The sequence below is a fragment of the Mesorhizobium sophorae genome, from assembly GCF_002270415.1.
GTDB classification, from domain to species: Bacteria; Pseudomonadota; Alphaproteobacteria; order Rhizobiales; family Rhizobiaceae; genus Mesorhizobium; species Mesorhizobium sophorae.
Genome location: NZ_NNRI01000017.1, coordinates 335,378 through 361,596 on the forward strand (window position 1 = coordinate 335,378; position 26,219 = coordinate 361,596).

32 protein-coding genes are annotated in these 26,219 nt (G+C 62.7%); 15 read left to right on the forward strand and 17 right to left on the reverse strand.

What is annotated here, in order from left to right:
• Positions 1-16: 16 nt before the first annotated feature.
• A complete protein-coding gene (locus CGZ66_RS26070; RefSeq protein WP_095089369.1) occupies positions 17-157 on the reverse strand; it encodes a DUF1127 domain-containing protein in 141 nt (46 codons plus the stop codon).
• A 204-nt stretch (positions 158-361) separates the two neighbouring features.
• The gene (locus CGZ66_RS26075; RefSeq protein ID WP_095089370.1) at positions 362-1,372 is read right to left on the reverse strand and encodes an NAD(P)H-quinone oxidoreductase; all 1,011 of its coding nucleotides are present in this window, start codon (positions 1,370-1,372) and stop codon (positions 362-364) included.
• A 112-nt stretch (positions 1,373-1,484) separates the two neighbouring features.
• Between CGZ66_RS26075 and CGZ66_RS26080 the strand changes: the two genes are divergently transcribed.
• The 3 genes from CGZ66_RS26080 to CGZ66_RS26090 all read left to right on the forward strand — a co-directional run bounded on the left by CGZ66_RS26080 (position 1,485) and on the right by CGZ66_RS26090 (position 3,309).
• Entirely contained in the window at positions 1,485-1,679 is a 195-nt protein-coding gene (locus CGZ66_RS26080) for a DUF1192 domain-containing protein (protein WP_095089620.1), read from the forward strand.
• Between the two features lie 86 nt (positions 1,680-1,765).
• The gene (locus CGZ66_RS26085) at positions 1,766-3,013 is read left to right on the forward strand and encodes an MFS transporter (RefSeq protein ID WP_095089372.1); all 1,248 of its coding nucleotides are present in this window, start codon (positions 1,766-1,768) and stop codon (positions 3,011-3,013) included.
• Positions 3,014-3,045: 32 nt separating this feature from the next.
• The gene (locus CGZ66_RS26090) at positions 3,046-3,309 is read left to right on the forward strand and encodes an ArsR/SmtB family transcription factor (RefSeq protein ID WP_095089373.1); all 264 of its coding nucleotides are present in this window, start codon (positions 3,046-3,048) and stop codon (positions 3,307-3,309) included.
• A 26-nt stretch (positions 3,310-3,335) separates the two neighbouring features.
• Here CGZ66_RS26090 and CGZ66_RS26095 read toward each other — a convergent pair whose 3' ends face one another.
• From CGZ66_RS26095 to CGZ66_RS26115, 5 genes are all read right to left on the reverse strand, one after another.
• Positions 3,336-3,800, reverse strand: a complete 465-nt coding sequence (locus tag CGZ66_RS26095; RefSeq protein ID WP_095089374.1) for an SRPBCC family protein — start codon at positions 3,798-3,800, stop codon at positions 3,336-3,338.
• Between the two features lie 56 nt (positions 3,801-3,856).
• On the reverse strand, positions 3,857-4,330 hold the full coding sequence (locus CGZ66_RS26100; protein ID WP_095089376.1) for an SRPBCC family protein: 474 nt from the start codon (positions 4,328-4,330) through the stop codon (positions 3,857-3,859).
• A gap of 11 nt (positions 4,331-4,341) precedes the next feature.
• The gene (locus CGZ66_RS26105) at positions 4,342-4,677 is read right to left on the reverse strand and encodes an ArsR/SmtB family transcription factor (RefSeq protein WP_095089377.1); all 336 of its coding nucleotides are present in this window, start codon (positions 4,675-4,677) and stop codon (positions 4,342-4,344) included.
• A gap of 5 nt (positions 4,678-4,682) precedes the next feature.
• Positions 4,683-5,339: a glutathione S-transferase family protein gene (locus CGZ66_RS26110; protein ID WP_095089378.1), complete on the reverse strand. Its 657-nt coding sequence runs from the start codon at positions 5,337-5,339 to the stop codon at positions 4,683-4,685.
• A 123-nt stretch (positions 5,340-5,462) separates the two neighbouring features.
• Positions 5,463-6,299, reverse strand: coding sequence for an alpha/beta fold hydrolase (locus tag CGZ66_RS26115; protein ID WP_095089380.1), 837 nt, complete (start codon positions 6,297-6,299; stop codon positions 5,463-5,465).
• 99 nt (positions 6,300-6,398) lie between these two features.
• Here CGZ66_RS26115 and CGZ66_RS26120 point away from each other — a divergent pair, with 99 nt between their 5' ends.
• The 3 genes from CGZ66_RS26120 to CGZ66_RS26130 all read left to right on the forward strand — a co-directional run bounded on the left by CGZ66_RS26120 (position 6,399) and on the right by CGZ66_RS26130 (position 7,832).
• Positions 6,399-6,920 carry a winged helix-turn-helix transcriptional regulator gene (locus CGZ66_RS26120; RefSeq protein WP_095089381.1) on the forward strand — a complete coding sequence of 174 codons (522 nt, stop codon included), beginning with the start codon at positions 6,399-6,401 and terminating at the stop codon, positions 6,918-6,920.
• Positions 6,921-6,997: 77 nt separating this feature from the next.
• On the forward strand, positions 6,998-7,231 hold the full coding sequence (locus tag CGZ66_RS26125; protein ID WP_095089622.1) for a hypothetical protein: 234 nt from the start codon (positions 6,998-7,000) through the stop codon (positions 7,229-7,231).
• 169 nt (positions 7,232-7,400) lie between these two features.
• The gene (locus CGZ66_RS26130; RefSeq protein ID WP_095089624.1) at positions 7,401-7,832 is read left to right on the forward strand and encodes a GlcG/HbpS family heme-binding protein; all 432 of its coding nucleotides are present in this window, start codon (positions 7,401-7,403) and stop codon (positions 7,830-7,832) included.
• Between the two features lie 162 nt (positions 7,833-7,994).
• On the opposite strand, the gene CGZ66_RS26135 is transcribed toward CGZ66_RS26130, so the two are convergent.
• From CGZ66_RS26135 to CGZ66_RS26145, 3 genes are all read right to left on the reverse strand, one after another.
• The gene (locus tag CGZ66_RS26135) at positions 7,995-8,396 is read right to left on the reverse strand and encodes a hypothetical protein (RefSeq protein WP_095089382.1); all 402 of its coding nucleotides are present in this window, start codon (positions 8,394-8,396) and stop codon (positions 7,995-7,997) included.
• Between the two features lie 281 nt (positions 8,397-8,677).
• Positions 8,678-8,860 (reverse strand): 50S ribosomal protein L32, encoded by a 183-nt coding sequence (gene rpmF, locus CGZ66_RS26140; RefSeq protein WP_008834724.1) that lies wholly within the window; start codon positions 8,858-8,860, stop codon positions 8,678-8,680.
• 141 nt (positions 8,861-9,001) lie between these two features.
• Complete coding sequence (locus tag CGZ66_RS26145) at positions 9,002-9,763, reverse strand: biosynthetic peptidoglycan transglycosylase (RefSeq protein ID WP_095089384.1); 762 nt, start codon at positions 9,761-9,763, stop codon at positions 9,002-9,004.
• A gap of 78 nt (positions 9,764-9,841) precedes the next feature.
• Here CGZ66_RS26145 and CGZ66_RS26150 point away from each other — a divergent pair, with 78 nt between their 5' ends.
• The gene (locus CGZ66_RS26150; protein ID WP_095089385.1) at positions 9,842-10,759 is read left to right on the forward strand and encodes a polyprenyl synthetase family protein; all 918 of its coding nucleotides are present in this window, start codon (positions 9,842-9,844) and stop codon (positions 10,757-10,759) included.
• Between the two features lie 98 nt (positions 10,760-10,857).
• Here the strand turns inward: CGZ66_RS26150 and CGZ66_RS26155 are convergent, their stop codons facing one another.
• Positions 10,858-14,286, reverse strand: coding sequence for an acyl-[ACP]--phospholipid O-acyltransferase (locus CGZ66_RS26155; protein WP_206073774.1), 3,429 nt, complete (start codon positions 14,284-14,286; stop codon positions 10,858-10,860).
• A 567-nt stretch (positions 14,287-14,853) separates the two neighbouring features.
• Between CGZ66_RS26155 and CGZ66_RS26160 the strand changes: the two genes are divergently transcribed.
• Positions 14,854-17,193, forward strand: coding sequence for a response regulator (locus CGZ66_RS26160; RefSeq protein WP_095089388.1), 2,340 nt, complete (start codon positions 14,854-14,856; stop codon positions 17,191-17,193).
• An 18-nt stretch (positions 17,194-17,211) separates the two neighbouring features.
• Here the strand turns inward: CGZ66_RS26160 and CGZ66_RS26165 are convergent, their stop codons facing one another.
• The 4 genes from CGZ66_RS26165 to ispG are packed head-to-tail and all read right to left on the reverse strand — an operon-like array spanning position 17,212 to position 20,736.
• A complete protein-coding gene (locus CGZ66_RS26165; RefSeq protein WP_245331221.1) occupies positions 17,212-17,970 on the reverse strand; it encodes a Stf0 family sulfotransferase in 759 nt (252 codons plus the stop codon).
• 55 nt (positions 17,971-18,025) lie between these two features.
• A complete protein-coding gene (locus CGZ66_RS26170) occupies positions 18,026-18,577 on the reverse strand; it encodes a phosphotransferase-like protein (protein WP_095089390.1) in 552 nt (183 codons plus the stop codon).
• A gap of 48 nt (positions 18,578-18,625) precedes the next feature.
• Positions 18,626-19,480 carry a lytic transglycosylase domain-containing protein gene (locus tag CGZ66_RS26175; RefSeq protein ID WP_095089392.1) on the reverse strand — a complete coding sequence of 285 codons (855 nt, stop codon included), beginning with the start codon at positions 19,478-19,480 and terminating at the stop codon, positions 18,626-18,628.
• Between the two features lie 5 nt (positions 19,481-19,485).
• Complete coding sequence (gene ispG / locus CGZ66_RS26180; protein ID WP_095089394.1) at positions 19,486-20,736, reverse strand: flavodoxin-dependent (E)-4-hydroxy-3-methylbut-2-enyl-diphosphate synthase; 1,251 nt, start codon at positions 20,734-20,736, stop codon at positions 19,486-19,488.
• Here ispG and CGZ66_RS26185 point away from each other — a divergent pair.
• Entirely contained in the window at positions 20,735-21,034 is a 300-nt protein-coding gene (locus tag CGZ66_RS26185) for a hypothetical protein (RefSeq protein WP_143748858.1), read from the forward strand. The two genes, ispG and CGZ66_RS26185, sit on opposite strands and share 2 nt — an antisense overlap.
• 20 nt (positions 21,035-21,054) lie before the next feature.
• Here CGZ66_RS26185 and CGZ66_RS26190 read toward each other — a convergent pair whose 3' ends face one another.
• Positions 21,055-21,234 carry a YdcH family protein gene (locus CGZ66_RS26190; protein WP_027023510.1) on the reverse strand — a complete coding sequence of 60 codons (180 nt, stop codon included), beginning with the start codon at positions 21,232-21,234 and terminating at the stop codon, positions 21,055-21,057.
• A gap of 241 nt (positions 21,235-21,475) precedes the next feature.
• On the opposite strand from CGZ66_RS26190, the gene CGZ66_RS26195 reads away from it, so the two are divergent.
• Positions 21,476-21,679 carry a YdcH family protein gene (locus CGZ66_RS26195; protein ID WP_095089397.1) on the forward strand — a complete coding sequence of 68 codons (204 nt, stop codon included), beginning with the start codon at positions 21,476-21,478 and terminating at the stop codon, positions 21,677-21,679.
• 36 nt (positions 21,680-21,715) lie between these two features.
• Here CGZ66_RS26195 and CGZ66_RS26200 read toward each other — a convergent pair whose 3' ends face one another.
• The gene (locus CGZ66_RS26200) at positions 21,716-22,504 is read right to left on the reverse strand and encodes an IclR family transcriptional regulator (protein WP_095089399.1); all 789 of its coding nucleotides are present in this window, start codon (positions 22,502-22,504) and stop codon (positions 21,716-21,718) included.
• Positions 22,505-22,634: 130 nt separating this feature from the next.
• Here CGZ66_RS26200 and CGZ66_RS26205 point away from each other — a divergent pair, with 130 nt between their 5' ends.
• From CGZ66_RS26205 to CGZ66_RS26225, 5 genes are all read left to right on the forward strand, one after another.
• A complete protein-coding gene (locus CGZ66_RS26205) occupies positions 22,635-23,507 on the forward strand; it encodes a transporter substrate-binding protein (protein WP_095089400.1) in 873 nt (290 codons plus the stop codon).
• A 77-nt stretch (positions 23,508-23,584) separates the two neighbouring features.
• Entirely contained in the window at positions 23,585-24,250 is a 666-nt protein-coding gene (locus tag CGZ66_RS26210; RefSeq protein WP_095089401.1) for an amino acid ABC transporter permease, read from the forward strand.
• Position 24,251: 1 nt separating this feature from the next.
• A complete protein-coding gene (locus tag CGZ66_RS26215) occupies positions 24,252-24,902 on the forward strand; it encodes an amino acid ABC transporter permease (RefSeq protein ID WP_095089403.1) in 651 nt (216 codons plus the stop codon).
• A 2-nt stretch (positions 24,903-24,904) separates the two neighbouring features.
• Complete coding sequence (locus tag CGZ66_RS26220) at positions 24,905-25,699, forward strand: amino acid ABC transporter ATP-binding protein (RefSeq protein ID WP_095089404.1); 795 nt, start codon at positions 24,905-24,907, stop codon at positions 25,697-25,699.
• A 36-nt stretch (positions 25,700-25,735) separates the two neighbouring features.
• Complete coding sequence (locus tag CGZ66_RS26225) at positions 25,736-26,197, forward strand: RidA family protein (protein ID WP_095089405.1); 462 nt, start codon at positions 25,736-25,738, stop codon at positions 26,195-26,197.
• The last annotated feature ends 22 nt before the right edge of the window (positions 26,198-26,219 follow it).

Genomic DNA, 26,219 nt, shown 5'->3' on the forward strand with positions numbered 1-26,219 from the left:
CGGACCGTGCTCGGCTTTAGATGGCCTTGCGGGCGATCTTTTCGATGTCGGCGCGGTTGATGCCGAGATCGTTGAGCTGACGTGCGTTGAGACTGTTCAGTTCGCGCACAGTCTCGGTGTACCTACGCCAGTTACGGAAAGCGCGGATCGGGTTCATGGTAGTCCTCCAAATGGGTTGTTCGTTTCGCTGATGCTCAAATAGTCATCATCGATCAGGACTTGAACGGCCGTTTTTGCATAGCAATGATGCAAATGCTGCATTGCACCATTAAGCCTCTGTTCATCTTGTAGGCAGCGAGGCGCACGACCAGAATGTGTCGAGATTCAGGTCAGGCCCGCAGCAGCTGAAACTCGATGCGGCCTAGCCGACGTCGAGCACGATCTTGCCGATGTGCTCGCCCTCCTCCATCCGCTCATGCGCCCGCCAGGCCTCGCTGAGCGGGAAGATCATATCCATCACGGGAGCGACCTTGCGGGTGCCGAGCAACGGCCACACCTGCGCCTCCAGCGCTGCCGCGATTGCCGCCTTGAATTCGACGGTGCGCGGCCTCAGCGTCGACCCCGTATGGGTCAGCCGCTTGACCATGATCTTCGAGAAGTCGGCGCTCGCCACGGCGCCGCCCTGCACGGCAATCTGCACAATGCGACCCTCAATCGCCGCGGCCTCGTAGTTGCGCGCCACATAGTCGCCGCCGACCATGTCGAGGATGACATTGGCGCCCTTGCCAGCGGTCGCCTCCTTGACCGTGGCGACGAAATCCTCCTCGCGATAGTTGATCGCCCGGTCGGCGCCGAGCTTCAGGCAGGCGTCGCATTTCTCCTTGCTGCCGGCGGTGGTGATGACATTAGCGCCGAAAGCCGAGCCAAGCTGGATTGCCGTGGTGCCGATGCCGGACGAGCCGCCATGGACGAGCAGCGTTTCGCCGCTCTTCAGGCCGCCGCGCTCGAACACGTTGTGCCAGACGGTGAAGTAGTTTTCCGGCACCGCCGCGGCTTCGGTGTGGGTAAAGCCGGCCGGCAGCGGCAGCACGCTGCCGGCGTGAACCTTGACATATTCGGCATAGCCTCCGCCGGGTGTGAGCGCGCAGACGCGGTCGCCGATGCGCCAGCGCGATATGTCATCGCCAAGGGCGGCGACTTCGCCCGACACCTCGAGGCCGGGCAGGTCGGACGCGCCGGCCGGCGGCGGGTAGGCGCCCTTGCGCTGCTGGATGTCGGGCCGGTTCACGCCGGCGGCGTGCACCTTGATCAGGATCTCGCCGGGGCCCGGCTGCGGCACGTCGCGCGTTTCGGGTTTCAGCACCCGGGGGCCGCCCGGCACCGAGATCGCGATGGCCGTCATTCTTGCCGGAATTTTCTGTCCGCTCGCCATGTGATTTCCCGTCTTTCCTCGCCGCTATCCGACCGGCTGTTTGCATCGACGCCCCTGCCCTATGTATGCTGATTGCCAAATCAGGCAAATGGCCAATGTGGGAGGAGCGACGATGGCGATCTTCGACGACGAACCCAAGAAGAAGGCGCGCCCGCACGAGATCGGGCAGGACCTGTCGCTGCTTTCGGTCGGTGAATTGACCGAGCGGATCGGTATCCTGCGCGATGAGATCACCCGCCTCGAAAACGAGATCAAGGCCAAGGACAGCACCAAATCGGCCGCCGAAGCACTGTTCCGTCGCGGATAGAGGCTGGCGCAGGGCCCGCCGCCGAAAAGCCCGAATGCGACTGTCTTCAGACCCAGCGTCCCCGCCAACCCGAGCCGGATCAAACAATGTTCGCAACCTACCGACCGATCCTCTCGCTGCTTCGCGGCACTGCCTTCCTGCTCGCAGCGTCTGGATTGCACGGGCTGCTGTTGCCGCTGCGGGGTCAGCTGGAAGGCTTCTCGACCGCATCGCTTGGCCTGATGGGCACGGCCTGGGCCGGCGGCTTCGTCACCGGCTGTTTCTTTGCACCGCGCATCGTGCGCCGTGCCGGGCATGTGCGCGCCTTCGGCGCCTTTGCCGCATCGGGCGCCATCGTGGCGCTGCTCACCGGACTGATCATCGACGAGTATGTCTGGATCCTGCTGCGCGCCTTCACGGGCTTCACGATGGCCGGCGCCTTCATGGTCATCGAAAGCTGGCTGAACGAAAAGGCCACCAACGAGAACCGCGGCACCATCTTCGGCCTCTATATGATGGTCACCTATGCCTCGATCATGGGCGGACAGATGATCGTCGCTGGCGGCGACGTGAAATCGGCCTCCCTGTTCATGATCACCGGCATCCTGTTTTGCCTGTCACTGCTCCCGACCGCGGTTTCGACCGCTTCCCACCCCAAGCCGCTGCAGGATGTCTCGCTCGACGTCAAAGGCCTTTATGTCAATTCGCCGGTGTCGGCTGTCGCTTGCGTCCTGATTGGCATCGCCAACGGCGCCTGGGGCACGCTTGGCGCCGTCTATGGCGCCCGTATCCGCATTCCCACGGCCGAGATCGCCCTGATGATGAGTCTGGTGGTCGTTGCCGGTGCCGCCATGCAGCTTCCTGCCGGGCGCCTCTCGGACAAGACCGACCGGCGTTTCGTGCTGGCAGGTGCTGCCTTCGGCGCGGCCTTGGTTGCGCTTGCCATCTTCGTGTTCGAGCCACGCTCCAGCGTCTTCGTCATCGTCTTCACGGCCGCCTATGGCGGCTTCGCCTATACGCTCTATTCGATCGCGGTGGCGCATGCCAACGACCACGCCCGCGCCGAGGATTTCGTCAAGGTATCGGGCGGCCTGCTTCTGCTCTACGGCTTCGGCACGATGATCGGACCTCTGCTGGCAGCCGCCTTGATGGGCTGGACGCGCCCGGAAGGCCTGTTCCTGGCGACCGCTTTCGCGCATGTCTGCCTGGCGGCCTATACGTTGCTGCGCATCAGCCGCCGAGCTCCGGTGCCGATCGAAGATCGTGACGCCTTCAAGACGCAACCGGCCGACCGGTCGGTGACGCCGGAAGCATTGCGGCTTGATCCCAGAAGAAAAGCAGAAGCAGACAGTTGAGATTCGAAAGGCTTTGCCTCACTAATAAAGGCATGATGTTTTCCGACGCCTTCATGGCGATTGCCGATCCCAACCGGCGCCATCTTCTGGAAGAACTTCGCCGCGGCCCGAAAACCGTCAACGAGTTGGCTGCGGGTTTGCCTGTATCGCGCCCGGCCGTTTCGCAACATTTGAAAGTGCTGCTCGATGCCGGGCTGGTCAACGCCAAGGCCGAAGGCACCAGACGCGTCTATACGGTGAGCAATCCCGGCTTCCTCAAACTCAACATCTGGCTCGATCAGTTCTGGGAAGCCTGACGGCCCCGCCGTATCGGCAACGCAGTTCAAGCTTCCTCGCGCAAGAAAGCGCCGAGCGCATCAAGCAGTTCTCCTGTGCCATGCTCGCGTGTGGCCGACGTATCGTGGCCGTCGAGGAAGGCGCCCTGTTCCGTCATCACAAGCCGCGTCCCGTCGCCCTCGGCAAGCAGCTCGATCGTGGCCAGTGACACCGAGACACGGGTTTCGCCGAACAACAACTCATAGCTGTAGACGATGCGCTGGTCCGGCACGATGTCTTGATAGACAGCATTGAAAAAATGCATCTGGCCATCGCTCGGACAGCCGGCATTGACCTCCTTGCCGCCGATACGGAAATCCATTTCATGCCTGCTGGGCACCGGATCGTGCGGATCGGCGAACCAGCGCCGTTTGGCCGCCGGATTGCTCAGCGCAAAGTAGACTTTTGCGGGCGACGCTGGGTAGCTGCGCTCGATGACGAAGGTGGAATGGACGACGGAACGTTCGGTCATGGGATTCTCCTCGATGGATGGATTGAATTCTGAGCATGATCCTCATCGAGGGATCGTCAGGCACCGGCGGTCTCGGGCACGAATTCGGCAGCCAGATTGTCCAGCGCCGCGCTGAATCCGGCCTCGCTGCCGGCGATCATGTCCTTGTCGCCGAAGGCAGCGATCTGGTCGGTCAGCACCAGCCGCGTGGACGCACCTACCGGCTGAAACTCGATCGTGATCAGCGAGACGGACAGCCGGTCCCACCCTTCGCATACGAGCTCGGTCGAGACGATGCGCTGCTCAGGCACGATATCGACGTAGCGGTTTTCGACCCGGTAGATCAGACTGCCACGCGGACCGCAGCGGCTGACATCCAGTCCGCCGACGCGGAAATCGGCCTTGTCGTAGACCAGTTCGGCAGTCTTTGAAGGCGCGCCCCAGCGCATGCGGGCCTCCGGGTCGGCAAAGGCCTGGAACACGCGCGCCGGCACAGCGTCGTAGGTGCGCTCCAGCACGATGGTCGAATGAATCACGGAACGTTCCGTCATAATTGCCTCCTTCAGCTTTTGTCCTTGGTCTCAGCCAGAAAATCGCCGAGCCGGTCCAGCCGGCGCTCCCAGACGAGACGCCGTTCATTGATCCAGTGTTCGGCTGCTCTCAGTGCCTTGGGTTCGATCTGGCAGGTGCGCACCCGACCGACCTTTTGCGTGCGCACGAGGCCGCTTGCCTCCAAAAGGTTCAGATGCTGGACGACGGCCGATAGCGACATCGCCAGCGGCTCGGCCAGTTGGCTTACCGAAGCCGGGCCGCGCGACAGCCGGTCGACCATCTGCCGCCGCGCCGGATCGGCGAGCGCCTGGAACATCAGATCGAGCTGGGCAGGATCGTGCAGCATTGCGATCAGCCGTTGTTGTAGGGAAAGAACTTGAAGTAGGGCTGCGCCTCCTCAATCACGCGGGCGAAAGCGGAGCGCTGCACCAGGCGGTCATGGTATCGCTTCACGGCCGGGTATTTGTCGCCGAACGGCTCGACCTTATTGGCGTAGAAGAGTGCGGGAGACGCCGAGCAGTCGGCCATGCTGAAGGCGTCGCCCACAGCCCAGGTCTTCGTCTGCATCTCCTCTTCGACGATGGCGTAGGAATTGCGCAGCTGGGCGCGGGCCTGCTCGACGCCGAACGGATCGGTTTTGTCCTGCGGCCGCAACCGGTCGCCAACGATCTTCTGCATCGGTTCCTGCACGTAGAAATCATAGAAACGATCGGACTGCCGGACCGCCAGCGCCAGGTCGATGTCGGCCGGAACGAGGTCGACCGGCCCCGGATAGTGGGCGGCCAGGTACTCGACGACGATGGTCGATTCCAGCACCGTGCGGTCGCGCGCATCGTCACGCAGGGCCGGCATCTTGCCGGTCGGCGAAATCTTCAGGAAGGCCGCGCGCGACTCGGTGTCGCCGAGATCGACGACAACCGGCGCGAACGGTATGCCGTTCTCATACAGCGCGATCAGCGGTTTCCAGCAGAAGGAGGCCAGCGGATGGAAATGAAGCGTCAGGGACATTTTTTGCTCGTCTGTTTCGAGATGCGCCAGTGGTCGGTGCCATGCTGCTTGCCAGGATTGACACTGAAGCATTTACTTAACTATTGCGGCGGGCCTTGCTCGTCAAGGCCCGCGCAGGATGGCTCAATCAGCTTGAGTGTGATCGACGATGGCGGCGACCATCACCGCCCAGTCGTCCGGATGCAACTCGTGGCCGCCACCTTCGATCCGAAGGATTTTCGCACCGGCGACAGTCTCGGTCAGTGCCTCGCCGTGCTCGACCGGAAAGATCGGATCGGTGGTGCCATGAATGACCAGCAGCGGCGCCGTCATCTCGCGCAGCCGGCCCTTCCATGCGTCGCCGCCCTTGACCATGAAGTGGTTGGTCGCGTTCAGCAAACCGCCGGATCGATCGTAATCCTGTTCGATGAAGGCTCGCATCCCGGCCTCGTCGAACGGTTGTACGGTGCTTGCGATCGCCCGCGTATCCTTGACCATGAAATCGACCACCTGGCCACGGTCCGACCAATCGACTTTCGCGCCGTCCGCCGAATGCTTGACATAGGCATCGCTCGTTTGTGGCAGATGCGATGTGTCGATCCCCAGGGGCGAGCTGCTGATCACGGTCAGCGAAGCGACACGGGACCGGTGCTTGAGGCCCACGAGTTGGGCGATCATGCCGCCCATCGACATGCCGACGACATGCGCCTTGCCGACGCCGTGGTCGTCGAGAACACGCATCGCGTCGTCGGCCATGTCGTCGAATGTGTAGGGCGGCTCGCCCGGCGGATATTTGGTCGAACGGCCGGTATCGCGATTGTCATAGCGGATGACGAACAGGCCGCCATCGGCCAGTTTCCGGCACAGCGCCTCCGGCCACCAGAGCATCGAGGCCATCGATCCCATGATCAGCAACAGCGGCGGGTTTGCCGGATCGCCAAAGGCCTCGGATACGATCTTGGGGCGCTCAATGGTTGTCATGGCTCGGTCTCCTCCTCAGCAAACTGATTGCTTTTTGCAATCGGTTGCACGATAATAAAACTGATACGATAATGCAACCGGTTTTGCGGAGAAAATCTCATGAGCATGGATCGCCGGTCCGGATGCCCGATCAACCTGTCGCTCGAAGTGTTCGGCGACCGCTGGAGCCTGATCATCCTTCGCGACATGATTTTTGGCGGCAGGCGCCACTTTCGCGAGTTGCTCAACGGATCGATGGAGGGCATTGCCTCCAACATCCTCGCTGACCGACTGAAGCGGCTGATGGGACTGGGCATTCTGACCAAGGCCGACGACCCCAGCCACAAGCAGAAGGCGATCTACAGCCTGACCGAGATGGCGATCACCCTCGTGCCGATCCTGGCCCACCTCGGCGCCTGGGGCCGCGTCTGGTTGCCGGTCAGCGCGGAACTCTCGATCCGCGCCGAACTTCTGGAGAAGGGCGGGCCGCAGATGTGGGACAAGTTCATGGACGAGTTGCGCCACGAGCATCTCGGCATGCCGCTCGATACATCGGCTGGCCCTTCTGTCCGTGCGACCTTGCAGGCCGCCTATGAGGCCGTGGTCGCCGGCAAGGCCCCCGGCGCCAGCCCGGCCGCTTGACCAACATATTTTCCCGTTTGAGGCCCGGCTCTGCTAGAAGGGGCGGAAAATCACAATTCACGGGATTGGATAAGGTCTTGGTTGAGAACTCTCGGGATGCTGCCCGCGCGCGTGCTGACCTGCGTTTCAAGAAGCAGGAAGAGGCGGCAACCGTCCGCCAGAAGGCGATGGCCGAATACGTCGCCGAGAGCGACGCCCGCCAGGCCAAGACCAACAAGCTGCGGGCGCTGCGTCTCGCCAAGGAAGCGGAAGACCTTGCCAACGCACCGATGGCACCCGCCAAGAAGCCTGCCCGAGCCAAGAAAAAATAGCGCTGCCGGCCGGCACGATCGACTGCAGGTCTGGAAGCTGCAAAATGGCAACGCCATATCCGGATCGTTCCATTCCACCTCTTAACGCGAAGCAATTTCAACCGAAACCGGGATTTTGCCGTGCCCGTCGACGGTCGATGATCGGCGCGTTTTCAAACAGGAGACTGCCATGACCGCGCTGCCGCTCGAAAAAGCCAGGCAAATCATCGATGCCGCCTTTGCCAGGGGCGCCGATCTCAAGCTCAAGCCGCTGGGCGTCTCGGTGCTTGACGCCGGCGGACATTTGGTCGCCTTCCAGCGCCAGGACGGCGCCTCGTTCCTGCGCCCGCAAATGTCGGCCGGCAAGGCCTATGGCGCGCTCGCCATCGGCATGGGCTCGCGTCGCGTCGAGGCCTTCGCCAAGGAACGCCCGCATCTCGTCGCCGGCATCTCGGACGTGTCCGGCGGCCGCGTGCTGCCGGTCGTCGGCGGTGTGCTGATCCGCGACAAGGCCGGCGCCATCATCGGCGCCGTCGGCATTTCCGGCGATACGTCGGACAATGACGAAGCGGCGGCCATCGCCGGCATCGAAGCGGCCGGCTTCACTGCCGACCCGGGCTGAGCTTTAATATCACGGCCAAGGCTGCGTTGAGATTCAGGACAGGCCGAGTCGAAAATGGTGGGTTCCGAGAACCGGAGCGGAGCGTACTTTTGGGTACGTGAGCACCGGAAGCGCAGGAGGCCGCCGTTTGCAGGCCGGCATCACCTGAAGATCAATGCAGCCTTAGTTGAGATTGATGTCTCTGCTCGCCGACCGCATCGACACCGCAAACCCCGCCAGCACGTCGAACAGCGCGATGACCATCAGCGTGAAGAAGATGGAATGTGCCGCGCCCTTCACCAGCAGGAACTCGACCAGGAATGCGACGAAGACCAGCGTCGACAACAGATGATCCATGATCGAGGCGCCGGTCGTGCGCGCCGACTTCACCATTTCGGCGAAAAGGGAAATCAGCCCGATCAGCACTATCAGGTCGCCGAGAGTCATCGAGAACACCCCGCCCGACATCATGCGGAAGGAGAAGATTTCGCTCGCCCACGGATCGTCGCCGCCGCCGAATATTCCGAGCAGGCCGAGATTGTAGAGCACGAATGGCACGATCAAAAGCGGGACGGCACCGAACATCTGGCGTCTCCATATGGGGGCAATCTCTGTAGAATGCGCCACAGGCACGCCGTCAAGAATTTTCGTAAAATGCCACGAACACGGTCGAAGACCGGATGCAACAACCATGTCAGCCCCCGGCGCAACGATCCTGATGAATATCGCCCACGCCAGGCATTTCGCGTTTGGCATAGGGTAAGCGGCCAAGCGCCAACGCAGGCCGCCCGGTTATCGGCCCACCCAACGCAAAAGACCGGCCACCGGCCGGTCTTTCGAATGCTCAATACCTCGAAACGCTGGTCTCAGCTTTCCTTGGGCGTCAACACCTGGCGGCCGCGATACATGCCGGTCTTCAGGTCGATGTGGTGCGGACGGCGCATTTCGCCGGAATTCTTGTCCTCGACATAGGTCGGGGCCTTGAGGGCGTCGGCCGAGCGGCGCATGCCGCGCTTGGACGGAGAGGTTTTTCGTTTCGGAACGGCCATGGATATGCTCCATTACATGGTCAAAAAGCCCCGCCCGCCCTCGTGAAAGGGCCGTGTCGAGGCCGGAATCTGAGAAAGTCGGGTGCCTATACACGCCCTACGCCGTTTTGGCCAGCACTGCCGCGAATTTTTTTGAGCTGGCTACTGCAGACAGCCGACATACGCGCCGGAGCGGCCGGCCCGCCGCTCGATCAGGTTGGCAAGCCGTCTCAGGCCGGGCCCGGGCTTTGCCGGATTGCGGGCGATCGGATTTGGCAGGGAGACGGCGAGTAGGGCGGCCTGCCGTCGCGACAATTGTTTTGCCGAAACGCCGAAATGGTGCTGTGCGGCGGCTTCGATGCCATAGATGCCCGGCCCCCACTCGGCGATGTTGAGATAGATCTCCATGATGCGCCGTTTCGACATCACCGCGTCGAAATAGACAGCCAGCGGCAATTCGACCACCTTGCGCACCGAGCCCAGCGGTCGTGACCAGAGAAAGAGGTTCTTGACCGTCTGCATGGTGATGGTCGAGGCGCCGCGCGTTGCTTCGCCGGCCAGCGCATCGTCGACGACGCCCCTCAGTTCGCCGAGATCGACGCCGCGATGAAAGCAGAACTGCCCGTCCTCCGACATGATGACCGAATTGGCCAGCACAGGTGCGACGTCGTCGATCGACACCCAGCGGCGGTCATAACCCGAGAATGTCGCCAGGTCCTTCAGCATCAGCGTCGAGACCGGATGCACGAAGGACGGCAGATAGAGGAACGTCAGCACCGTTGGTATGAGCGCCAGCACCGCGGCCACGACGATGCCGCGCCGGACCCAGCGCTTGAGACCGCGGCGGTTCACGCTCCGCGATCTGGTCGCCATGTCCAGCTTTTCGGTTTCATGATCGACGATCGGTTCCGCCAAGCCGCCCAACCCGTACTTCTCCCTGCTCCGGCATAATGGCGCTTGGCTTCTTGCGCAACGTCTGAGTGTCGGCTACCGGTCCCGACCATGACGAATGAGGACGAAATGGCGTTCGAAATGGCGCTCATCAGACGGGCAGCCGCCGTCGAGGTGCTGCTGCGGCGGTTGCTCGACGACCGCGCGCTTTCGGGCGAGATCACGCGGCCCGACCGCCTGATGGCGGCGATGCGCCACGGCGTGCTCAACGGCGGCAAGCGCCTGCGCCCTTTCCTGGTCATGGAAAGTGCCGCCCTTTTTTCCGCCGATGGCGAGGCGGCACTGCGCGTCGCGGCCGCCCTTGAATGCGTGCATTGCTATTCGCTGATCCACGATGATCTGCCCGCCATGGACGACGATGACCTGCGGCGCGGCCTGCCGACGGTGCACAAGGCGTTCGACGAGGCAACCGCCATCCTGGCCGGCGATGCCTTGCTGACGCTGGCCTTCGACATCATTGCCGACGAGGCGACCGCGCTGCCGGCGGAGCGGCGGGCAACCCTGGTGCTGGCGCTGGCCCGCGCGGCCGGGGGCGGCGGCATGGTCGGCGGCCAGAAGCTTGACCTCGAGGCCGAACAGGCGCCGCCGGACGAGGCCGGCATCATCCGGCTGCAGGCGATGAAGACCGGCGCGCTGATCCGCTTCGCCTGCGAGGCGGGGGCGCTGGTCGCCGGCGCCCCGGCCGAGGACCGCGAGCGGCTGGCCGAATTCGGCTCGGCGATCGGCCTTGCCTTCCAGCTTGCCGACGACCTGCTCGACCTGACCGCCGATGCCAGCCAGATGGGCAAGGCAACCGGCAAGGATGCAGCCGCCGGCAAGGCGACGCTGGTGGCGCTGCACGGCGCGAACTGGGCGCGCAGCCAGCTTCACGGCCTCGTCGACCAGGCGCATGAATTGCTCGCGCCATACGGGGAGCAGGCGGCGCTGCTGAAAGAAGCGGCGACATTCGTGGCGACCCGTAACAACTGACGCTGGGCCAACCAAGACGTCGGCGTGATCGGATTGCGAAATCCGGCTGCTTTGCGCCATGGCGGACGCGGTCCGTCGGCCATTGGCTACGACTGGCTTCAAGCCACCTTGATCTTCATCTCTTCTTCGCCGCGCACCATTTTGGTCACAGCGGCGAAGTCGAGCTTGCCGGAACCGAGGACCGGCACTTTTGCAACGGCGCGGACTTCGGCCGGCACCATCAGGTCCATGGCGCCGTTCGCCTTGGCGAAGGTCAGGAATTCGGCGCGCGTGGCGTTGGCGGCCTCGGTGATCAGGATCAGCTTTTCGCCCTTGCGCGCATCCGGCACAGTGGCGACCGCTGAGAGCGAGCCTTTCCACAATTCGCCGGCCAGCGCCTCGATAGCAGCCAGCGATATCATCTCGCCGCCGATCTTGGCAAAGCGCTTGGCCCGGCCGCGAATGGTGATGAAGCCGACGTCGTCGACGGCGACGACGTCGCCGGTGTCATGCCAGCCGTCTTCGAGTGGTTCGAGCACACCGGGCTTCTCAGCCCTGAGATAGCCGGCCATGACATTGGGCCCACGCACGAAAAGCCGTCCGCCATCGTCGACACCGGGCACCGGATCGAGGCGATATTCCATGCCGGGCATGATTTTGCCGACGGTTCCGGAGCGGTTGTACATCGGCGTGTTGATCGAGATCACAGGTGCTGTTTCGGTGACGCCGTAACCCTCGAGGATGCGCACGCCGAACTTCTCCATATAGGTCATGCGCGTCGCTGCCTTGACCGGCTCCGCGCCGGCAAAGCAATAACGTATCGAGCGGAAGTCATAGGGGTGCGCGGTGCGCGCATAGCCGGCGAGGAACGTGTCGGTGCCGAAGATGATCGTCGCGTTCGAGGCGTAGATCAGTTCCGGCACGATGCGATAGTGCAGCGGCGAGGGGTAGAAATAGACCGGCACGCCGGAGATCAGCGGCAGCACCGTGCCCGCCGTCATGCCGAACGAATGGAAGATCGGCAACACGTTGAACACCTTGTCGCCCGAATGGAAGTCGATGCGCGAGGCGGCTTGGGCGGCATTGGCCAGGATGTTGCGGTGGGTGAGCACGACGCCCTTCGGCGTGCCTTCCGAACCCGAGGTGAACAGGATCACCGCGGCATCGTCGGGCTTGCGCGGCGCGCGTGGCGTGCTCTTGCGCAGCAAGCCCAGCAGCTTGTCCCTGAGGCCGACGGTCCCGCGCAAATCGTCGAGCCAGACGATGTCGACCGAGCGGCCGATCTCTTCGATGACACCGCCCAGCTTTGCCTGTTCGACAAAGGCGCGAGAGGTGAGCACGGTGCGCACTTCGGCGGCCTTGCAGGCGGACAGGATGTTGGCCGCACCGGCGGTGAAGTTCATCATCGCCGGAACCTTGCCGGCCGACATGACGCCGAGCAGCGTCGCGCAGGAGCCGTTGGCGTTCGGCAGCATGATGCCGAGCGTCTGCTGGCCGGCATAGAGGTTCTGGAATTTCTCGCCGAGCACCGCAGCGGCCGTGAGCAGTTTTCCGTAGCTCAGCGAACCGGTGACCGGATCCTGCACGGCGAGCTCTCTCATGCCGCGTTCGTTCGCCGTCTGGATGATCTTTTCCAGCACCGTCTTGTCGATGTCCTGGGTGCGGAAGACGAGGTCCGACATCACCTGATAGAGGGCGGCGCCCGCCGCGGCGCGGCGCTTGCGGCCCTTTAGGTCTTGCAGCACTTCCAACTTTACCGGCTCAAGGATGGTCACCTTGACCTTTGGGAACAGCCGGCGGCGCACATGCTGCGAGGTCAGCCGTGAAAAATAGCTTTTCTCCAGCCCGTCGATGCGCACCGGTACGACCATCGAGCCGGTCTTGTCGGCGACCATCGCGGCGCCGTCATAAACCTTCATCAGGCCGCCGGTGACGGTGATGCGGCCCTCCGGGAAGATGACAAGCGGATCGCCGCCCTGAACAATCTTGATCAGCGTTCGGGTCGACATCGGCTTGGATGGGTTGAGCGGCAGCGCGCGGGCGAGTTTCATGAACGGCTTCATCCACCAGGCCTGGGCGATGGTGTGGTCGATGGCGAAGACCGGCTCCTCATCGGTCAGGGTCAAGGCCAGGGGACCATCGAGGAAGCTTACATGGTTGAGCGCCAGGATCGGCGCTTTGCCTGCCGCCTTGAGGTTCTCCATACCCTCGACTTCGAGGCGGTGGAAGGCCCGAAACAGAATGGAGACGAAATCGCGGAAAGCGTTGGTCGGCAGGCATTTCAGCATCAGCCAGGCGGCGATGGCGTTGGCCGCAGCGAGGCCGAACAGGATGGCTCCGGTGGAGACGCCGGCTGCCTGGATCGCGGCGACGAGTATGCCGCCTACTGTCATGAAGCCTGCGTTGACGATGCTCACGGCGGCGACGACGCGGGCACGACTCGCTTCGGGCGACCATGCCTGTACGGCAGCAAAGGTCGGCACCACGAGGAAGGCGCTGGCAATCGCCATGCCGGCGAGGTCGATCGCGACATGGATCGTGTTTGGCCCGGCGAAGAACAGGGCAAGGGTCTCGGTCCTGGGCGAAGGCTGCATGCTCCAGATGGTCCAGGCCAGGTCCAGTCCAAACAGCGCCAGCAGCGCCGTGCCGACCGGTGCAGGCAAGAGCACGATGCGTCCCTGCGACATCCACGCGGCAATGGCCGAGCCAATGGCGATCGAAACGGCGAACACCGCGAGATAGGCAGTCACGGCGATCTCGTTGCCGCCGAGCGAATCCTTGATCAAGGTCGGCAGGATCGAAAGAACGATGGCGCCGATCAGCCAGAACCAGGACGTCATCAGCCCGGCGCGCCAGATCCGCTTGTCGCCACGCAATCCGTTGACCTGCCGCCAGGTCGAGCGAAAGACGTTTTTGTCGATGACGAGGTCGGGGGCGGCAGAACCGGTGGACGGGATGTAGCGGCTGACGATCCAGCAACTCACGGCGAGGATCATCATGATCGGCCCGAAGACCGAGACGCCTATGCCATCGGCCGAGACGATGCCGCCGGCGATGGTGCCACCGAGGATGGCGGCGAAGGTCGCCGATTCGATCCAGGCGTTGGCGCCGGGCAATTCCTTGCGCTCGAGATGATCCGGCAAGATGCCGTATTTGATCGGTCCGAACAGCGCCGAGATGATGCCGAACATTAACAACGCCACCATCAGCACCGGTATCGACGACAGCGCGATGCCGACGACCGCGACGCCAGCAGCGGCGATCTCGGTGAATTTCAGCCGACGGGCGATGAGGGCCTTGTCGAAGCGGTCGGCGATCTCGCCGCCAAGGGCTGACAAGAGCAGGAAGGGAGCCATGAAGACGGCACCGGCCAGGGTGACCAGTGATGCCGCCTTGTCCGCCGCCAGCGTGAACAGAATAAGGAACACCAGCGTGTTCTTCAGGAAATTGTCGTTGAAGGCAGACAGGAACTGCGTCCAGAAGAGAGGCGCAAAGCGCCGTGTCATCATCAGATGACTGTTCGTATGATTGTTCGGAGCGATGTCCATGGCAGCGACTTCCATTGGGCAAGGCCGTTGAAGTCCTGGTCCGATCAATCAACGGTCTTACGCGGTTTGAGCGTAGTGGTAGCGGAAACCCGGTTACACTTCGTTACTGCGGTTGACGTCCATCAGCAGTGTCTCGGTCTTGGCGTCCTCCAGCCAGTTGATGAAGCGGCTTGGGTCTTCCGCTTCTGACGATCGAGCTCTGCACGAGCACGATCGCCGCCATCGCATGGAACCTTGGCGGCAAATCATGCCCTCAACAAGGTGGATGCCGCCCACCGTCTTCGAGGCCGCGATGGCGAAACTGGCCGTGGTGAACGCTTCCCGGGTGCTTGAGTTCTTGGGCGCCTAGTTGTTGGTGGCCATCGATATGATCCTTTCGTTTCAGCCTTAAGCCGGGTCGCTGGTGGTCTGTTTCAGGCCGGATACAATCGAGCCGACTTGCCGACAGCGTTTCCGTCAGCCGTTCGAGCTTCGCGCCGGCGCATGGTTCGCCCGACGAACGAAATTTTAATGTAAATGAAGCGTAATCCCGGTCATTAAAATGATGCGTATGTGTTGGGGTTGCGCATGCCGGAATATTCGTCCTTCATCCGTTCGGTCCGGGCCCGCTATATTTCAGGGTTGCTGATCTTTGCGCTGGCTTCCGCCGCCATCGTGATCGCGCTCGATCGGGTCAATTCCTTTCGTCATGACATCGATGCGCTAAGCAGCAACCTCGTCGTTTTCACCCGCGACCTGCGCAACGCGACGAGCTTTGCCGAGACGACCGGTACCGCCTGGCGGGCGGAGACGCGCGATGCCCTCACCTCATCGGCGCGCGGTCATTCGGAGCGCCTGACCGGCGAGATCGAAACGCTGACCGCGCAGCTTGCCGCGATCAAGCCGCGCCTGTCGGTGAAGACAATCAACGAGCTCGAAACCGCTTCCGTCAACGGCGACCTGTTCTGGTCGCCGCGCGATATGGTGCGCAACTTCAACCTGATGTCGATGGCGCAGAAGGTCGATGAATGGAGCTATCGCGAAATCCGCAACCAGAATGACCTGTTCGCCCAACCCATGCTGGTCCGCGTCCGCACCGCGATGGACGACGAGCGCCATCTGGCCGATGTCTCCAGCGACAGGCTGCTGCTGTGGGCGAGCGGCATCCTGTTCGCCGCCCTTGCCATCGTCGCCTTCTGGATCTTCCGCCCGATGGAAGTGGCCATCCGCCGCGCCTTTGCCGAATCCGCCGAATCCCTGTTCAAGGCCGAGGCCGCCGACCGCGCCAAGTCTGAATTCCTGGCCAATATGAGCCACGAAATCCGCACGCCGATGAACGGCGTGCTCGGCATGGCCGAGCTGCTGGCCAAGACCGACCTGACCGCGCGCCAAAAAACCTTCACCGACGTCATCGTCAAATCCGGCAACGCGTTGCTCACCATCATCAACGACATCCTCGATTTCTCCAAGATCAATGCCGGCCAACTGACCCTCGATCCGGCTCCCTTCCGTCTCTCCGAGGCGGTCGAGGACGTGGCGACGCTGGTGTCGGCGCGCGTCGCCGAGAAGAACCTCGAACTGATCGTGCGTGTCGACCCGCGGCTGCCGGCCTATGTCGTCGGCGACGCCGGACGGTTCCGGCAGATCGTCACCAACCTGCTCGGCAATGCGGTGAAGTTCACCGAAAAGGGTCACGTGCTGATCGATGTCGGCGGCGAAATCGTCAACGACGTGGTCCAGCTCAAGGTCCGCGTCGAGGACACCGGCATCGGCATACCGGCCGAAAAACTGCAGAACGTTTTCGAGAAGTTCGCCCAGGTCGACGGGTCGTCGACCCGCCGCCACGAGGGCACTGGCCTTGGCCTAGCCATCGCCGCGCGCCTCGTCGATCTGATGGCGGGCAAGATCGGCGTCGAGAGCGAGATCGGCCGCGGCTCGGTGTTCTGGTTCGCGGTGCCGCTGCCGGCGCACCACGCCGTGGCGCGCGACGAAATCGTGCCGGTCGACGTCACCGGCGCGCGCGTGCTGGTCATTGACGACAATCCGGTCAACCGCGAGATCCTGCTCGAGCAGCTGAGAAGCTGGAGCTTCGACTGTGCCGCCGCCGAAAGCGGCGCCGTGGGCCTAGCCTTCCTCGATCGCGCCTTCCAGCTGGGCGCCGCCGTCGACTGCATCATCCTCGACTACCAGATGCCGGGCATGAACGGCGCCGATGTTGCCAGGGCCATTGCGTCCGACAGCCGGCTGGCTTCCATTCCGGTGGTGCTGCTGACCTCGGTCGACCAGGTCGATTTCGGCAAGATGATCATCGACTTCGGCATCGCCGCGCACCTGACCAAGCCGGCGCGTTCCGCTGTCCTGCTCGGCACCGTCATCTCGGTCATCCAGAGGGCCCGCTCGCAGGTCGGCAAGGCCCAGTTCGTCCGCGAACCGATCGTGCCGATTCCCCCGGCTGCGCCACCCGCTTTCACCGTTATCCGCGGCCCGGCGATACCGGTTGCCGCGGCACCGGAATCGACGGCTACGCTGAACGGTCCGATCGACATCCTCATTGCCGAAGACAACGACGTGAACCAGTTGGTTTTCGGCCAGATCCTCAACGGCCTTGGCCTCAGCTATCGCATCGCCGGCAACGGCCGCACGGCGGTCGAGATGTACCGGGCGCTGCGCCCCAGGCTGATCCTGATGGACGTCTCGATGCCGGAGATGAACGGCTACGAGGCGACCCGCGCCATCCGTGCGATGGAGACCTCGTCGGGCACGCACATCCCGATCATCGGCGTTACCGCGCACGCGCTGAAGGGCGATCGCGACAAGTGCATCGAGGCCGGCATGGACGACTATCTGCCCAAGCCGGTTTCACCCGACCGCCTCGGCACCAAGATCGGCACCTGGCTCAGCGAGACGGTGGTGGCGAAAACGGCCTAGCCTGCAGCCATCGGCACATCAGGCGGCGGCGTCCAGATGATAGCGGCGCATCCAGTCAAGGCTCGTCTCGTCAGCGAGCTTTGCAACACCTGGCTTTATGTCATCGGCGATCGGCGCTTGAACGCCCAAGGCTCCGCAGATGTCTAACAATGTCCCGGCCGGGTTGGCGGCAAGGCGCTCGTAGCCAAGCCGCAGCGGGATTATGCCTTGCTCTACGAACCAGATGTTCCAGGCGGCATCATAGGCCTCGAGCTCCGTGACCTCACGTTTGAGCCGCTCGAAATCATATTGCGGTTCTTTCGCGGGTGCGACCCTTTCGATCTCGGTTCCGTCGGGGGCGATATGCCAAAGACCGGTTTGCTCTGCCTTGACCAGGGAGACAGCCTGCGCAAGCTTGTTCTCACGCGAGAGATGCATGTAGAGAACACGGCCGAATGCTTTCTCGAACCGCGCTATGTCCGATGGAAGTTTTGGGAAAACCTGGTCGAGGATCGCTGAAAGCTCATCCAGGTTTTCCCGCATCAGACGAAGACCGAAAATGCCTGTCCCACCCCTGCCATTGGCGATCGCCGCCTTGAGATAGGCGGCATTGAAGTCGAGCTCGCTCATCGTGTCGCGATCGGGCAAGCCCCACTCTTCGGCCCACTCCGACACATCCTGCCGCCGATAAAATGAGTGAGGATTGCCAGCCGTCTTCGTGGACGCCAGAAGCTTGCACAGCAAGGTGCTTCCCGGTCCTCGGCGTGCCGCAGATGATGTATCCGTCAAACATGTCACGGCTCTCGCGGTTCATCGGTGGGAAGGCTGTCGCCCCTGGCAAGGAATGGTCGCGCTATAGCTGAAATCTTTGCTGGATGCGACGGGCGCACTCCAGCGGAGTAAGCACGCTGGTGTCGACTTCGAGGTCGTAGCGAATGTTCTCGTGCACGCGCCCATATTGCCAGCGCGCCAGGCCCGGCAGCCGATCGGCACGCTGGGCTTCGCGCGCCTCCAGCACCTCCAGCGGCGCCAGGACAGCAACCACATGGAGGTCGAAGGCCGACAGCAGTTCGAGATATTCGGACATTTCGCCGTTGCAAAGCACCTCGTCGACGATGAGGTTGTTGCCTTGCCCAGCCATAGCGGCGATGGCGTGGCGCATGCCGCGCAGGGTCCGCGCCCCCACCGGTCCGGTTCTGATTACGACCGCAGGCTTGCCGTCCTGCCGGATGGTCTCGTACGAAAAGCCATCCGCATGGTCCTGCAAGGCGTCTGGCAGCATCTCGATGAAAGTGTCCATCTGGACATGCAGGAAGGGCGCGGCGGTGATCTGTTGCAACGCCCTTGCGATGGAGCTCTTGCCGGCACTGCCGACGCCATTGAGCAGAATGATGCTGGCTTTCACGTCAGCGCCCCCTTTTTGGCCAGAACATCTTGCCCGCCACGGGTCAGACTACCGGTTGCGCACCACAACGCAGGCTCCGCCGACGCTTTGCAATTTCTGGCAGATGACATTGGCGGCGGCGCGGTCGTCGACACCGATCCTGACCGCGTAGATGCCACGCCGGCCGATTGGCGTGCGTACCCGGCTGACCACCGGATCGTGGCCGCTGAGCAGCGCCGGGAACCGACCCCTCACCCGCAGCCACTGGCTGATCGCGGCGCTGCGGCGGAAGTTGCCGGCCACTTGGATGCCCCATGGCTTTATGTTGATCGAGGCCATCGCCACCGTCTGCGACATGATCACCGGCAGCCTGCGGCAAGCGACGGCAAAATCCGCCTTCTGATCGAGCGGCTCGACCTTTCCGGCATAGGCCGGATCGGTGAACTTATCGACCGGCTCGCCCATGATGTCGAATACGTAGCTCTCGGTCTCCATCGGCAGGAAGCCGCCGGAACCGAGCCAGCGAGACACCCGGCTTTCGCCGGCATTGTAGGCGGCGGCCGCCAGGCCGAGATTGCCGTAGGCGCCCTTCATCTCGGCGAGATATCTCGCTGAGGCCGGGATCGCCTGGTTGATGTCGAAGGAGTTGGCAAGGCCGCGCATCTTGGCGGTGCCCGGCATAAACTGGGCGATGCCTTCGGCGCCGACCGGACTGACGGCGTTGGGATCGAAGCGGCTTTCTTTCCAGATCAGCCGGGCGAAGAAATCCCTGGGCAGGCCGTTCTGGTCGGCATAGGCCTGGATCAGGGTGCAGACCTTGTCGATGAGCCGCTGCTTGGCGGATTGCGGTGGGTCTGCCTGAACCAGCGTCGACCACTCCACTCCGCACAGCAAGATCAGCGCCACCCACAGGAAACGCTGCATGGCGCCTACTCGGCCGCGGCCTTGCCGCGACCAAACCGTTGCTCGATATAGTCTGCGACCATTTTCTCGAAATCCGCCGCGATCGACGGCCCGCGCAGCGTCGCTGCCTTCTTGCCGTCGACGAAGACAGGCGCCGTCGGCGTCTCGCCGGTGCCGGGAAGCGAAATGCCGATATCGGCATGCTTGGACTCACCCGGGCCGTTGACGATGCAACCCATCACCGCGACCTTGAGGTTCTCGACGCCGGGATATTTTTCGCGCCACACCGGCATGTTCTTCCTGAGATCCGCCTGGATGTTCTGGGCAAGTTCCTGGAACACGGTGGAGGTCGTTCGGCCGCAGCCCGGACAGGCCGCGACGATCGGCACGAACTGCCTGAACCCCATCGTCTGCAACAGTTCCTGCGACACCTGCACTTCACGCGTGCGATCGCCGTTCGGCTCCGGCGTCAGCGAGATACGGATGGTGTCGCCGATGCCTTGCTGGAGCAGGATGCCCATGGCGGCGGACGAGGCGACGATGCCTTTCGAACCCATGCCGGCCTCGGTCAGGCCAAGATGCAGCGCGTGGTTGGAGCGGGTGGCGAGTTCGGTATAGACGGCGATCAGGTCCTGCACGCCGCTGACCTTGGCCGACAGGATGATTTTTTCACGGCCAAGGCCGATCTCTTCCGCCATTTCGGCCGACAGGATCGCCGACTGCACGATCGCCTCGCGCGTCACTTCCTGCGCCGTCAGCGGAAAGCCCTTGGCCTGGTTATCGTCCATCAGCCGGGTCAAAAGCTCCTGGTCGAGCGAACCCCAGTTGACGCCGATGCGCACCGGCTTGTCATATTTGATCGCCATCTCGACGATCGCAGCGAACTGCCGATCCTTCTTGTCCTTGAAGCCGACATTGCCCGGATTGATGCGGTATTTGGCCAGCGCCTCGGCGCAGGCCGGATGGTCGGCCAAAAGCTTGTGGCCGATATAGTGGAAATCGCCGACCAGCGGAACGTCGACGCCGAGCCGCGCCAGCCTTTCGTGGATGCGCGGCACGGCCGCAGCGCTCTCGTCGCGATCGACGGTGATGCGCACGATCTCGGAGCCGGCGCGGTGCAGCGCCGCAACTTGCGCAACCGTCTGGTCGACATCGGCCGTATCGGTGTTGGTCATCGACTGCACGACAACCGGCGCGCCGCCGCCGACGACCACGCCGCCGACATCGACGCCGACCGAGGTGCGGCGGGGGAAGGGAGAGGAAAAATATCCGGTCATGCCCGGCAGCCTTTTGTCTCTGGAGCGTCATGCGTCCACTCGGACGCACACAAACGCCCCGGGCCGATGCGCTAAGTCCGGGCATGAGGTGGAGGAGCAAAGATGGCTTGTCAATGGCGACAGGTCGCCACTGGCCGCATTTGGCTCGCCGCCGGGATCAAAAACAATCGGTGATCCGGCGACGGCCGAAGCGACAATTGACCTGAACGGAAGTCCAGTCTGGGCGATCGCCGCGCTGGAAATCAAAATCCACCACACCGGCGACAGCTACCGCCGGCAAAAAGGCCGTGGATCGTGATCGTCTATATCAGGAGGGCATCAATGCGTGGTCGGTTGTGCTCTCAGTTTTTCAATCTCGTCCTTGAGTGCCAGCTTGCGTCGCTTCAGATTCACGATTTCGAGGTCGTCCACCGACGGATGGTTCATCGCGTCATCGATCTCGCGCTCGATGTCGCCGTGTTTCCGCTGCAACTCATCAAGATGGGAAGCAAGAGACATGATTGGTTCTCCCTTTCATGGTTTTCCTCGATTGCAACCGTCACGGCGCGTCCACCGCAGGTTCGCTTCTGTGACGGCACAATGACACTGTGCCACCATCCGGCGGCGATGTCGAATGCTGCGTGGTAGCATTCCACGACAATGTGAAATGTGATATGGGCTGCGCGCCAGCGGCAGAAGTTGCCGGTCCCGCCCAATCAGGCCCAGTTTTTGGGCGCCGCAGACGTGCAGACGGTAGAGAATGTCCGATCAGGAACAGGCCGATATTCGCCTCGAATTTTCCCGGCTGAAGCAGGAACACGCCGATTTCGATGCGGCGATCAACGCAATGATCGCCACGAACTGCGACCCGCTGCAGATCCAGCGCATGAAAAAGAAGAAGCTGTTCCTCAAGGACCGGCTGATGGCGCTGGAAGACAAGATCATCCCCGACATCATTGCGTGAGACGACGAGCCGGGGTCGATCCTGATCGCCTTGCAGCTATCCGGCGATCGAAAGCCTGGCGGCGCGGTCGCGCAGCAGACCGATGAGACTGCCGGTCCGCTCCTCGGACGTGTCGATGGGAACCACCAGGCACATCGTCGCCTCGACCTTGCCAGGCCCTGAAAAGACGGGCGCGGCGAGGCATTTCGTATAGGCATCCACAAGGCCCGAGGTGACGCAATAGCCTGTGGCTTCGGCCTTCGCTATGTCGGCGATGAAGTCGTTGAGAAGCAATCTGCGACCGTCCGGCAGGACGAGATCGTCTTCGGACACCATGTCTTCGATCTGGGCCTGTTGGAAGCCCGCCAGCAGCAGCCGTCCCGAAGCGGTCCAGGGCAGCGGTATCTGCAGGCCGGTGGCGGAGCTGATGCGGAACGGCCTGGTGCCCGGGCTTGAATGGACGATCGTATAGCGGCCGCTCTGCAGCATACACAGTTCCGAGGTCTCGCCCGTTTCGCGCGACAGATTGTCGACCTCCTGGCGCCCGCGCCTCAAGAGGTCGTTGCCGCGCACATAATCCATTCCGTAGAGATAGAGCTTCTTGCCGAAATAGACGCGATTGCCGTCGCCGGCCATTTCCAGCAGGCCGGCATCCACCAGCGACCGCACAAGCGTGTAGGTCGTCGAGCGGGGTGCGTTCACCCCCTTGGCAAGATCGCCAATGCCGATCGCGCGCTGCGTCGTGTGCAGAAATTCCAGGATCTCGAGGACCCGGTTGAGGCCTTTTTCGCGGGAGCCCGAAATCTTCTCGTCGGCTGAAACTGCTGGGGCATTGCCGTCTTGCATTGTCGATTCCTGATGCTAGTATCTGTCTTGTACAGGATACATACGTCTCTTGTAAGAGACTATCGCTCTGAAAATCGACGATGCGTGAATTTCCTGTGCATAGGGGAACACAACACGAAAGGAGGTCGCCGTGAACGACACATCCGGAAGACGTGATTTTCTGAAATTTGGAATGGCGGGACTGGCCACGGCTGGCGTGCTTGCAACCGTCGATGCCCAGAAGGCTGCCGCTCAGGCAGCATCCGACAGCCTGCTGCGCACCGTGCTCGACCGCGGCAAGCTGATTGTCGGCACTGGCAGCACCAATGCGCCCTGGCACTTCGAAAACGATGCCGGCGAACTGGTCGGCATGGACATCACCATGGGACGTATCCTTGCCAAGGGCCTTTTCGACGATCCGACCAAGGTCGAGTTCGTCATGCAGGATCCGGCGCAGCGCATTCCGAACGTCACCACCAACAAGGTCGACATCACCATCCAGTTCATGACGATGAGCGCCCAGCGCTCGCAGCTCATCAACTTTTCCCGGCCTTACTATGTCGAAGGCGTCGCGCTGCTGACCCTTCCCACCGCCGAGAACAAGACTTTCGACAAATTGCTTGCCGCTGGTTCGGCGACACGCGTCTCCATATTGCAGAACGTCGATGCCGAAGCATCGGTGCACATAGCTCTGCCGCAGTCGCAGGTGATGCAGATCGACACCCAGGCCAACGTGTTGCAAGCACTGGAAGCCAAGCGCGTCGACGCTGCAGCGGTCGATCTTTCGACCGTGCGTTGGCTTGCCTCGCGCAATCCGGACAAATACTTCGACGCCGGCAAGAGCTGGTTCTCGATGCTGTACGGTGCGGCACTCCGGCAAGGCGATCTCGACTGGCTGACCTTCGTCAATCAGACTTTCACCATCGCCATGTTCGGTCACGAAACGGCGCTCTACGACGCGGCGTTCAAGGATTACTTCGGACAGGAGCCGCCGGCTCGCCATCCCGGTTTTCCGGTTATCTGATCCAGTTGGCGGAAGGGCGGCATTCAGCGCCCTTCCGCCAGCTTCTCCTCGACGGCCCTTCGCACTGAGGCTGACGCATGGGCTATGCCCTGAATTTCAACCTGATCTGGCGGCATTTCGACAAGCTGTGGGGCGGACTGCTGCTCAGTCTCGAACTGGCCATCATCTCGATTGCCATCGGCATCGTCATCGGCCTGGTTCTGGCGGTCTGGTACGTTTCGGCCGGGCGCGTGGTGCGTACAATCATCGCCGCCTACGTCGAATTCATCCGCAATGTGCCGCTGATCCTGCTCGTCTATCTGGTGTTCTACGGCCTGCCGACGGTGGTCGATCTTGCCTACAGCGCCCCGACCTCGTTCATCTTGACGCTGTCGGTCTATAGCGGCGCGTATCTGGTCGAGGTGTTCCGCTCCGGGCTCGAAGCCGTCCCACGCGGCCAACTCGATGCCGGCAAGGCGATTGGCCTGACGCCATGGCAGCGACTGGTCCATGTGCGCCTGCCGACCATGCTGCGCATCACCTTGCCGGCGCTGTCCAACACCTTCATCTCGCTGTTTAAGGACACTTCGATAGCCTCGGTCATTTCGGTGCCGGAGCTCACCTACGGCGCCCAGTGGATCAATTTCAACACCTTCCGCATCGTCGAGGTCTACCTGGTCACGACGGCGATGTATCTCTTGACCGGCTATGCGCTGCTTTTCGGGTTGCGGTTGGTCGAGCGCCGATTCAGGGCGGCGCGCTGACATGCTCACCCAGATCGCCTATGCCTTGCCGTTCCTCGCCCAGGGCTTCGCCTTGACCTTGTGGGTGTCGCTGCTGGTCGTGGTCCTGTCGCTCATCGCCGGCGTCCTGCTCGGCGTCGGCCTGGTTTATGGTCCCGCGCCACTGCGCTGGGCGGTACGCATCTTCAGCGACACGATCCGCGGCATTCCGATCCTGGTGCTGATGTTCTTCGTCTATTACGGCCTGCCCGCGATCGGGCTTCATCTGCCGTCGTTCTGGGCCGCCGTGCTTGCTCTCACTTTGTTCAAGACGGCGCAGGTCATCGAGTATCTTAGGGGTGCGGTCGGCTCGATCCCGAAAGGGCAGTCGGAAGCCTCGATGGCGATCGGGCTGACCTTCCGCCAGCGCCTAGCCTACGTCATCTTCCCGCAAGCGTTCAGGCGCTTCCTGCCACCCTGGATCAACGGCGTCACCGATGCGGTCAAGGGCAGCGCACTGGTGTCGCTGCTCGGCATCACCGACCTGATGCAGGCCATCAACCAGGTCATCGGCCGTACCTACGAGGCCATGCCGCTCTATATCCTCGGTGCGCTCATCTACTTCGCGGTCAACTACGCCCTTTCGCTCGCCAGCCGGCGGCTCGAGCGGCGTTTCTCCTTCATCCGGGAATAGCAATGTCCACAAGTTCGAACGACACGCCGGCCCTTCTCGACGTCCGCGACGTTTCCAAATCCTTTGGCGCCGTGCAAGTCCTGCGTTCGGTCAGCCTGGAGGTGGCGCGCGGCGAGGTGGTGACGGTCATCGGCCCCTCGGGCAGCGGCAAGACGACGCTGCTGCGTTGCGTCAACTTCCTGGAAAGCTACGACAGCGGCTCGATCCGCATCGACGGCAAGGAGGTGGGCTTTCGCGACCCGGGAACCCGTCAGCGCCGCAGCGAACGCGATCTCGCCGCGATGCGTGCCGAAACCGGGATGGTGTTCCAGAGCTTCAACCTGTTTCCGCACCTGACGGCGGCCGGCAACATCATGCTCGGGCTGCGCAAGGTGCGTGGAAAAAGCGAAGCCGAGGCGCGCTCGATCGCCGAGCACTGGCTCGGCCGCGTCGGCCTCGCCCACAAGGCCGACAGCCTCCCCGCCGAACTGTCAGGCGGCCAGCAGCAGCGCGTCGGTATTGCGCGGGCCGTGGCTATGGAGCCGAAGATCCTGTTGCTTGACGAGATAACCTCGGCGCTCGATCCCGAACTCGTCGGCGAAGTGCTGGCCGTCGTCCGCAGCCTCGCGGAGGACGGCATGACCATGCTGATGGTGACACATGAGATGGCCTTCGCCCGCGATGCTTCGAGCCGCATCGTCTTCATGGCCGATGGTGGCGTCAGCGCCGTCGGCCCACCCAAGGAGATTCTCGCGGCAGAGACCACCAACGAGCGCCTCCGCACTTTCCTGGCGCGCTTCCGCGCCTCGCATTTCTGACACTGGACAGCGAAAGCTGTTCGCAAGGAGCATTTGATGACGCCCTACATCCGGCTCGCCGAACTCGGCTTGACGCTGCCCGAGCCGCCGACCCCGATCGCCAACTTCGTCACCCATGCCGAAAGCGGGCGGTTGATTTTCCTGTCCGGTCAGGGACCACTGCGGGCCGACGGCACGCTGTTCACCGGCAAGGTGGGAGACGATGTCACCGTCGAGGAGGCCTATCAGCATGCCCGCCTCACTGGCCTCAATCTCCTCGCCGTCATGCACGCAGCCGCCGGCGACCTCGGTCGCATCGTGCGCATCGTCAAGCTGCTCGGCTTCGTCAACGCGATACCGACCTTCAGCGATCACCCAAAGGTGGTCAACGGTTGTTCCGACCTGTTCGCCGATGTCTTCGACAATATTGGCGGTCATGCCCGCTCGGCGATCGGGGTCGGCTCCTTGCCCGGAAATATCACCGTTGAAATCGAGGCGGTTGTCGAGATCGCCGCCTGACCTTTAGAAATGGAATCCGAGA